We start from the raw sequence: 761 nt of genomic DNA, 5'->3' as shown, positions 1-761 counted from the left end.
GGGTGGGGGCGGTGCCGTTGGTGTCGATTGTGTTAGGGATATTGGTGGGGGTTGGGGTTAAGCGGCTGCGTGCTTGATGATCGCGGCTCTGGAGTTGGACGACCTCAATGAGACCGTCCATTTTTCAAGGATCAAACCTGCATCCGCAACCGCCGCCCAACCACATCCAGCAAATCGCAACCATCGCGCAGGGACGTGACCAGCACCCGCGCCAGTTCGCTGTAAACACCCTCGTCAGCCGCGAAGCTCTCCAGCAATTGCGTTGCGGTTCGAATGCGATAGGCAGCTGTTTCGTGCAGTACATCCAGCGGTGCCTCGGTGTCGATCAGCAGCGACGCAACGGTGCAGTCGATGCCGGTCATCGGCATGTATCGATCCATCTCAAGCCTCCACTTCGTCGAGTGGCGCAATGTTGTCCAGTGCCCGGTTCACCAGCAATTGCGCCAGCACGGCCAACTGCTGGATCGCCAGGGCGATGTTGCGACGCGAACTCTCAAGCTCGCAGGCAAGGTCGGTGCTCATGACGTTGAGCGAGGCGAGGGTTTCGCTGGCGTGGGTGAGCAGGGACGGTGTGTCGATGTTTGGGCGGAGGGTGAATACGTGGCTGATGGGGTCGAGGTGATTGGGGTTGCGCAGGCGGGCGCTGATGGCGGGTTCTGTGGTTTTGGAGAGGTTGGACAAGTCGATTGGATCTTCAGATGAATCGGCTGGTGATTCCGGGGGATTGGGGCTGTTCTTTTTCAAGATGGCATTCCTCACAC

2 protein-coding genes are annotated in these 761 nt (G+C 59.1%); both read right to left on the bottom strand.

The genetic code is table 11. From position 1 onward, the window contains the following. Positions 1-131: 131 nt before the first annotated feature. Positions 132-380, bottom strand: a complete 249-nt coding sequence (locus AC1DVH_RS32160; protein ID WP_477757172.1) for a hypothetical protein — start codon at positions 378-380, stop codon at positions 132-134. Position 381: 1 nt separating this feature from the next. Further along, positions 382-744 carry a DUF6124 family protein gene (locus tag AC1DVH_RS32155; protein WP_477757173.1) on the bottom strand — a complete coding sequence of 121 codons (363 nt, stop codon included), beginning with the start codon at positions 742-744 and terminating at the stop codon, positions 382-384. Between the last annotated feature and the right edge of the window lie 17 nt (positions 745-761).

It is taken from the genome of Pseudomonas sp. P4_C3 (assembly GCF_056402075.1).
Note: the sequence above shows the minus strand (reverse complement) of the source record. Positions and strands in the feature narration are given on the sequence as shown.

Bases quoted from the DNA above. Each gene is read 5' to 3' on its own strand.
- AC1DVH_RS32160 (WP_477757172.1), bottom strand. From the start codon at position 380: ATGGATCGATACATGCCGATGACCGGCATCGACTGCACCGTTGCGTCG.